At 35.9% G+C, this 7,799-nt stretch carries 9 protein-coding genes; all 9 read left to right on the top strand.

Annotation, left to right across the window (positions count from 1 at the left end):
- Positions 1–23 precede the first annotated feature (23 nt).
- Positions 24–215 carry a histone H1 gene (locus tag IPM14_15265; GenBank protein MBK9099440.1) on the top strand — a complete coding sequence of 64 codons (192 nt, stop codon included), beginning with the start codon at positions 24–26 and terminating at the stop codon, positions 213–215.
- A 110-nt stretch (positions 216–325) separates the two neighbouring features.
- The gene (locus IPM14_15270) at positions 326–1,486 is read left to right on the top strand and encodes a CapA family protein (protein MBK9099441.1); all 1,161 of its coding nucleotides are present in this window, start codon (positions 326–328) and stop codon (positions 1,484–1,486) included.
- Positions 1,483–2,619: a hypothetical protein gene (locus IPM14_15275; protein ID MBK9099442.1), complete on the top strand. Its 1,137-nt coding sequence runs from the start codon at positions 1,483–1,485 to the stop codon at positions 2,617–2,619. Before IPM14_15270 ends, IPM14_15275 begins: the two co-directional genes overlap by 4 nt.
- Positions 2,620–2,654: 35 nt before the next feature.
- Positions 2,655–3,845 carry an MFS transporter gene (locus IPM14_15280; protein MBK9099443.1) on the top strand — a complete coding sequence of 397 codons (1,191 nt, stop codon included), beginning with the start codon at positions 2,655–2,657 and terminating at the stop codon, positions 3,843–3,845.
- A gap of 72 nt (positions 3,846–3,917) precedes the next feature.
- Complete coding sequence (gene dusB, locus IPM14_15285) at positions 3,918–4,904, top strand: tRNA dihydrouridine synthase DusB (protein ID MBK9099444.1); 987 nt, start codon at positions 3,918–3,920, stop codon at positions 4,902–4,904.
- 77 nt (positions 4,905–4,981) lie between these two features.
- Positions 4,982–5,581: a hypothetical protein gene (locus IPM14_15290; GenBank protein MBK9099445.1), complete on the top strand. Its 600-nt coding sequence runs from the start codon at positions 4,982–4,984 to the stop codon at positions 5,579–5,581.
- 170 nt (positions 5,582–5,751) lie between these two features.
- Complete coding sequence (locus tag IPM14_15295) at positions 5,752–6,144, top strand: hypothetical protein (protein MBK9099446.1); 393 nt, start codon at positions 5,752–5,754, stop codon at positions 6,142–6,144.
- Positions 6,145–6,459: 315 nt separating this feature from the next.
- Entirely contained in the window at positions 6,460–6,699 is a 240-nt protein-coding gene (locus IPM14_15300) for a hypothetical protein (GenBank protein MBK9099447.1), read from the top strand.
- A gap of 650 nt (positions 6,700–7,349) precedes the next feature.
- The gene (locus tag IPM14_15305; protein MBK9099448.1) at positions 7,350–7,523 is read left to right on the top strand and encodes a hypothetical protein; all 174 of its coding nucleotides are present in this window, start codon (positions 7,350–7,352) and stop codon (positions 7,521–7,523) included.
- Positions 7,524–7,799: the final 276 nt, after the last annotated feature.

The following is a 7,799-nucleotide window of genomic DNA, read 5'->3' on the forward strand; positions in this document are numbered from 1 at the left end:
AACCACAAATGATGGAGGTAACAATGGATAAATTCAATCAATTGGTTCAGTTCGTACAAGGATTGGAAACCGATTTTCATAAATTCTATGAGAAAGGACAATCCGCTGCAGGTACACGCGTAAGAAAAGGCTTAAGTGATCTTAGAAAACTTTGCCAGGACGTACGCAAAGACGTGCAGGATGTAAAAGCTCAGAGAAAAGCTGCTAAAGGATAATTTCCTTCAGCTTATTCTTTGTTATTTGAGGGCTGGGTTAAGAAATTGATCCAGCCTTTTTTATGTAAAGCAATATTTATAATTCTGCTGTTTATATTCAATCAGAACAAATGAAAAATTTTATAGCAATAATAACTTTCAGTATAACTGTGACTTTTCAGCATTTCTTTTTCAATCACAATGAACTGGAAAAAGCTGAATTTACCGCGAAAAAAGATTCAACGGTTACGGTCACACTTTGCTTCGTTGGTGATCTTATGTGCCATTCAACTCAATTTAATTATGCAAAGGTTGGAGTCGATACTTTCGATTTCACAGGTGTTTACAGGGAAGTTAAAAAATATCTTTCTTCCGCGGACTTAACAGTCGGAAATCTTGAAACAGTAGTAGCTGGTAAAAATAAAGGCTACAGTGGTTATCCATATTTCAATGCTCCTGATGATTTTATTTACGCTCTCAAAGATGCAGGATTTGATTTTCTCATTACTGCAAATAATCATGCTCTGGATCAGGGCTGGGATGGAGTAAAAAGAACAATAGAGGTAATGAATGAATATCAAATGCATTCAACCGGAACTTTTTTATCCAAGGAAGACAGAGATTCGCTCAGAATTTTTCAAATTAACTCAATCAAAATTGCGATTCTTGCATATAGTGAAAACACAAACGGTCTGCCTATTCCTAAAGGAAAAGATTTCATCATAAATCTGATCGATGAAGAATTAATCCGAAACGATATTACAAAAGCAAGAGAAAAGGGAGTGGATATAGTTGTTGTTCACCTGCATTATGGTCCGGAATACAACAGAGAACCAAGTGATTACCAAAAAGAAATTGTAGATAAAATAATTTCATTTGGAGCTGATATTATTATCGGTGGTCATCCGCACGTAATTCAACCGGTAGATATTTTTAAAACTGATAGTACTAAAATTGATTCAGGATTTGTTGCTTATTCTATGGGGAATTTTATTTCAAATCAAAGGTGGCGTTATTCTGATGCGGGAGTAATTCTAAATATAGAAATATCAAAAAATATTTTAAGTGATTCCATCTATATTAGTGAAGTTAATTATTTGCCAACGTGGGTGTTCCGAGGTCAAACAGAAAAAGGAAGAGAATATATTATTTTACCATCTCAGAATTCTAAAGATTCCACTTATTATTATCTAAATGATCATGATAGAAAATTAATGAATGAAGCTTTCAGCGATACTAAAGAGATTATTCATAAGTACTCAACAAATTCCAATATAAAGTTAGTGAAATGAAACTAGCAATTATTTTATTAGGTTTGATTTTATTTATTCTGATCATCGTAAGCTGTACTAAAGAAGAAAATCCTATTGTCGATCCTCCTCCTCAGGCAACAAGAAGCTTTTACATGGGCTTCACTCCTTTTCCTTACGATATCAGTAGTGCAGCAGTGGAATATGTGTACGACAAACTAGCTACTGACGCAGATCTTATATCTCATCATTTTGATGACGGAATACCGTGGCCCGAAGCTTTGAGCGGTGCAGATTTTCATATCAATATTATGAACGATTGGCAGTACAGGTTATCGCGGACACCTGCTTCACATAAGATTCTTCTGTCAGTTACACCTATTAAATTTTTAAGGGATGGTTTGGCTCCCTACAAAGCTGAAACAGGAGATTTGCCACTGCCTCCACCATGGGATACAATATCATTCAATCATCCTGATGTCAAACAGGCTTATTTCAACTATTGTGTTCGCATAATGGATTATTTCAATCCGGATTTTTTTGTAATAGGGATTGAAGTAAATCTTTTAATGGTTCAAGCACCGGAATTGTGGGACAAATATTTGGATTTACACAAGTATGTATATCAACAGTTAAAAATTCTGGATCCGGACTTTCCAATATTTGTTTCGTTTACCGGAATGGATCTTGTGGAAGGGTATACAAATGCAAATCACTCACAGCAGATGCAGGTTCTTAATGATATAACAAATTTTACCGATTATTGTGGAGTTTCACTTTATCCTTATTTAACAAGTTTTTTGTGCGATACAATTCCATCGGATATGTTAGATAAAATATTCTCAAATTTTACTAAGCCAATTGCTATTTGTGAAACCGGTTATGCTGCTGATTCAATAACTGTCTATGGAGGAACTATCGTTCTGAACGGTTCACCGCAAAAGCAAAATCAGTACTTAACTTTAATGCTGAATAAAGCTGAAGAAAATGATCTGAGATTTGTTGTGAATTTTGTTCTCCGTGATTATGATGCATTATGGCAGGCAATTGGTTCTCCAGATGATATCTACAAAGTCTGGAAGGACACTGGATTATATGATGAAAATGGTGATGCTCGTCTTGCTTATCAGAATTGGTACTTCTGGCTGAACAAACAAGTAATGCCATCAAATTGATTTTTGAATGATTCGGAAAATACCGGAATAAATATTTGAAAAATAAATCTGCACTCATTTTAATATTCATAACAGCATTCATTGATCTTCTTGGATTTGGAATACTAATTCCAATTTTACCATCATTTGCAGTTAAAGAACTCGGAGTTGATGAAGCAGCAATTGGAATTGCAATTGCAGCATATTCGTTTATTCAATTCTTATTCAATCCAATATTGGGAAAATATTCTGACAAGCACGGAAGAAAACCGGTAATCGTAGCTTGTCTTTTTATTAACGCTATCGGCTACGTGATTTTTGCTTTCACTCACTCATACATTATGCTTCTTTTCAGCAGAATAATAGCCGGTATTGGCGGCAGTAGTATCGCGGTTGCACAAGCGTATATTGCGGATGTTACTACAAAAGAAACCCGTTCAAAGGGAATGGGATTGATCGGTTCAGCTTTCGGGTTAGGATTTGTTTTTGGTCCGCTCATCGGTGGTTTCCTCGCCGAATATGGATATATGATGACCGGTTTAGTTGCAGGTGGGTTTTCAATAGCTGCTTTTATTGTTACGATGATATTTCTACCAGAGTCATTGAAGAAGAGCGAAGCCACGACAGATGAATCAATTCTCACGAGAAGAAAACTGTTAGACATAGCAGCTTTAAAAAAAGTATTTAGTGAACCAAGCAGGGCAATATTTATTGTTCTGTTTTTCGTACTAATATTTTCATTCGCAAATATTTACGGAACATTTGCACTTCTTGGAATCCAGGTTTACGGACTAACCGATTTGCAAAACGGATACTTATTTGGAATAACTGGATTAGTTTCAGCAATTGTGCAAGGAGGATTGATAGGTCATATCGATAAGATGATGACGAAAAAAAATATTTTAAAAGTAAGTTCATTGATTATCAGTATTGGACTTGGACTCATTCCTTATGGAGGAAATTTTCTAGGTCTTGCTTTAATCTCAGGTTTTCTATCGATTGGTACAGGTATGCTTCAGCCTACGTTACTCAGTTTAATCTCGGATGTAACTCCGGATCAAGAACAGGGAATTACGCTGGGAGTAAATCAATCCTTATCTGCATTGGCAAGAGTTATGGGTCCTCTGTGGGGAGGTTTTGCTTTTGAGTTTTTAGGATATCAGTTTCCTTTTTTAACTGGTGGAGTGTTTATGTTTTTGGTCTTCCTGTTCACAGTTATTTATATCCCAAGAAAAGTTGGGATGTAGATTTAGCTTTATTCTTACCATTAAAAATTATCATCTATTAATTATCTTTACAATGTCGATATATATAAAGTAATGTTGAAGCTTAATAACATAGAACTAGATAAAGCCATCCTCCTCGCACCAATGGAAGATGTAACGGACATTTCCTTCAGGTTGGTTTGCAGAGAATTGGGTGCTGATATTGTTTACACCGAATTTGTAAACTCAGAAGGATTAATTCGTGCAAATGCAAAAACTCATCAGAAGCTAAAAATTATTGAAGAAGAAAGACCGGTTGGAATTCAGATTTATGGTGCAAATATTAAATCAATGGTCGGTGCTGCTAAAATTGCAGAAGCAGAAAATCCTGATTTGATTGATATTAATGCTGGCTGCTGGGTAAAAAATGTTGTCGGCTGCGGTGCTGGTTCTGCTCTACTTAAAGATCCTCCATATATGCAAGAATTAGTAAAAGCAGTTGTGGATTCGACTTCATTACCAGTAACTGTAAAAACAAGATTGGGCTGGGATGAAAACAGTATCCAGATTCTTGAAGTAGCCAAGAGAATGGAAGATGCCGGTGCTGTTGCCTTGACTGTCCACTGCAGAACGAGGAAAGTTGGTCATAGTGGCGATGCAGATTGGACTTGGATTCCGAAAGTCAAAGAAGTAGTAAAGATTCCTGTTTTCCTTAACGGAAATGTTTTAACTGCACAAGACGTAAAAAGGGCTTTTGATGAAACTGGTGCTGATGGAATCATGATTGCACGTGGTGCAATTGGTAATCCGTGGATATTTAAAGAAGCAAAAGAACTTCTATCAACCGGTACTATTACAACCATTGTTGATGAGGAGATGAGAATAAAAACCTGTCTCAAACATCTTAAACTTGCGGTACAGGTAAAGGGAGAGAAGAGGGGAGTATTAGAGCATCGAAAGTTTTATGCCGGTTATCAGAGGGGCATGTATGGTGCAGCAAGGATACGAGCTGACTTAATGATATTAACTGAATATATTCCTGTTGAAGATGCGTTGCTGAAGTATCTGGACTCGTTGAAAAAGGAGGTTGAAATAGTTTGAGTGTACCTCTCAATGTTACTCTGAATTCGTTTCAGGGTCTCAATCAAATCAGCTAAAGATGCTGAAATAAATTCAGCATGACAAAAAGTAAAACAGAAAAGCTCGCAAGGTTCATCTCAACTCTCTTTGTCCCTCCTTCATTTACCATAATCGTTTTCACAATCTTTGCTTTTACAATTGAAACAGAATCTTTGAAAATAATGGTCACAATTATGGTTGCGGTCTTGTTAGGATTTGCGGCACCGATCATTTTATTTGTTGTTCTTCGAAAGCGAAAAAAACTTGTTGACCTGGATGCTTCAATAAAAGAGGAGAGAACAGTGCCATTTTTAATCTCAGTCGGATTTTATTTAATTGGATTAATACTGCTGATAAACTTTAATGTTCATATTATTTCAATCGCATTTTGGTTTTGTTATATTTCCAATACGTTAGTTACAATCTTAATTAACAAATACTGGAAAATCAGTTATGTCTGCGTTGCTGCAGGGCCATTGGCTGCAGTGACGTATGCTTTCGGACCGATAGCTTTAATATTCTCATTTATAGTTTTATTAGTTGGATGGTCAAGGATTCAATTAAAAGTTCATACACTTGCTCAGGTGGCAGCGGGTATATTACTTGCTTTTTTCTCAACTTATTTGCAAATGTATTTTATTGTTCGTTTGTTTGAATAATAAATTTTGGTGGAATTATGATAAAATATGAACTCGAAAACGAAATCGGGATTTTAACTCTCAATCGTCCTGAAAAAGAAATTCACTTATTCCAGAATTGGTAAGTCAGATGAAGTCAAAGCTAATGGAAGCAGGTGATGATGATTCGGTTGGAGTCGTGATTATTACAGGTGAGGGAAAAGCTTTCTGCAGGTGCAGATCTTGAATACCATAATGAGATGAGGAATTATTCATCATTAGATAACGAAAAAGATTCCCGGGAACTAGCCGATTTATTTTTAATGATATATAATTTCGCCAAGCCAGTTATTGTTGCAAGCGGAGCAGCCATCGCTGGCGGTGCGGACTTGGCTTCTGTATGCGATATAATCGTTGCCGGCGAAAAATGCAAAAGTTTGAATTTATTCAGAAGTAAAATTGGATTCATACCTGCTATCGTTTCAACATTTCTAATTAGAGTTGGTGAAGGAATGGCAAAACAATTGTTACTGTCCGGTGATATAATTGAAGCCAAACGAGCTTATGAGATTGGATCCGTTAACTACTTATTAACAATGCATTAGAATTTTCTTTGAATTTATCGTCTAAATTAAAAACGAACTCAGAATCAGTATGATAATGACAAAGATTGATCAGAAAGGTGTCGAATTATCAATCGAAGAATCAGTTGAATATTGTATCGGTCCAAATACAATGAGCCGCACTAACCGATGATTTTAAAAAAAGCTTAAACAAATTTCTTAATAAAAAGCGAACGGTTTGCCAGCAGACCTTAAAAAAATACATCCGGAGCATCCGGGATTTTCCGATCAAAGTTATGTTCCGGGATATTACTACACTGTTAAAAAGACCCGTAGCTGTAAAAACTGCTGAATCTATTGCTTTATCCCGTCCCGGAAGATAAAAAGGTTGATAAAGTAGTTGGAGTTGAATCCGAGGCTTCATATTTGGGTGATGTTGGCAAATCAGTTAAATGCTGGCTTTGTTCTGGCAAAAACCTGGAAAGCTTCCGACGAAGAAAGGAATCACAAACCACTCAGTTAGAGTATGGACTGGACAAAATGAAATACACAAGATGCAATCAACAAGGTGATAAGAGTTTTAAATTCATCAGATGATCTTACTTTTCTCGATTGGGACAGCCAGAAGCTGCCTGTAAATTAGTAGAAAAGCTTGGCAGTGATTGTCCTTGTCTCATTGCAAAATTGGAGTTGTCGTTTCTTAATGGGCGCGAAAACTTAGAAATTACAAGTTGAATTCACTCAGTGGTGAAGATGAAAACTAGCCGAAAGGTATAATTTGAGAGAAGTTACATTTCCTTAAAGAATGTGAGAAAGTGGAAAGAAGTTGAACAGTTTCTTGCAGCAAAAGAAAATGTCAAGTCTGATAAGCTGCTGATCTTTTCATAAATTTAACCGATGATCTTTCTTACTCGAGAACTTTGTCAGAAGCAAAACAACACAATACTTAAATTCTCTCACCGCACGTATTCATCTGTCGATCTATAAAAGTAAAAAAGAAAGAAAGGAAAGATTCCTTAGATTCTGGAAATACAGAAGCACCCTTACTTTTTACAAGCATAGAATAAGAAGATAATTATTTCTTTCTCGATATTTTTCTTTCAATACTTATTGGCATTGTTTCATCTGCAGGTGATTCTGGATTTTGTCCGACTTATTATGGGGCGACAATTACATGTTAATATGACTCTTGAAAATATTGACGGGGGTGATCCACTGGCTGTTTATAAACAGATGAATGGGTTGATATGTTCCTCGGCATAACATTCAATAATATCAGAGTTTCATTCATTGCATTTATGTTTGGTCTGCTGCTCTCATTTGGAACTGGCTGGATATTAATGTCAGACGGAATAATATTACAGGAGCATTTCAATATTTCTTTCACATACACGATCTTTTGTTTGAATCTATTCTTGTAATCTCTGGATAAATGGAACTCTCGAAATATCTGCAATAATCATTGCCGGAGCTACGAGTTTGGTTCTTGGCATGATATTTTATTTCCGGGGACTTATTCACGCAGGCGAGTCATTTATGATTTCCGCTAAGAAGGATTAAAGATGATTATGAGTCTCATTCCAATATTCATAACGGCAAGTTTTCTTGAATCATTTTGTAACGAGGCATGCAGGTATATGACCAATTTTAAGTTTAACAATTATTTTAAGTTTCATTGGCATTTGTTATCTGGTATT

Source organism: bacterium (assembly GCA_016716565.1).
Lineage (GTDB): Bacteria > Bacteroidota > Ignavibacteria > Ignavibacteriales > Ignavibacteriaceae > IGN2.

Coding starts and splice junctions, on each gene's coding strand:
- IPM14_15290 (MBK9099445.1), top strand. CDS start 4,982: ATGACAAAAAGTAAAACAGAAAAGCTCGCAAGGTTCATCTCAACTCTC.
- IPM14_15270 (MBK9099441.1), top strand. CDS start 326: ATGAAAAATTTTATAGCAATAATAACTTTCAGTATAACTGTGACTTTT.
- IPM14_15305 (MBK9099448.1), top strand. CDS start 7,350: ATGTTCCTCGGCATAACATTCAATAATATCAGAGTTTCATTCATTGCA.
- IPM14_15265 (MBK9099440.1), top strand. CDS start 24: ATGGATAAATTCAATCAATTGGTTCAGTTCGTACAAGGATTGGAAACC.
- dusB (MBK9099444.1), top strand. CDS start 3,918: ATGTTGAAGCTTAATAACATAGAACTAGATAAAGCCATCCTCCTCGCA.
- IPM14_15275 (MBK9099442.1), top strand. CDS start 1,483: ATGAAACTAGCAATTATTTTATTAGGTTTGATTTTATTTATTCTGATC.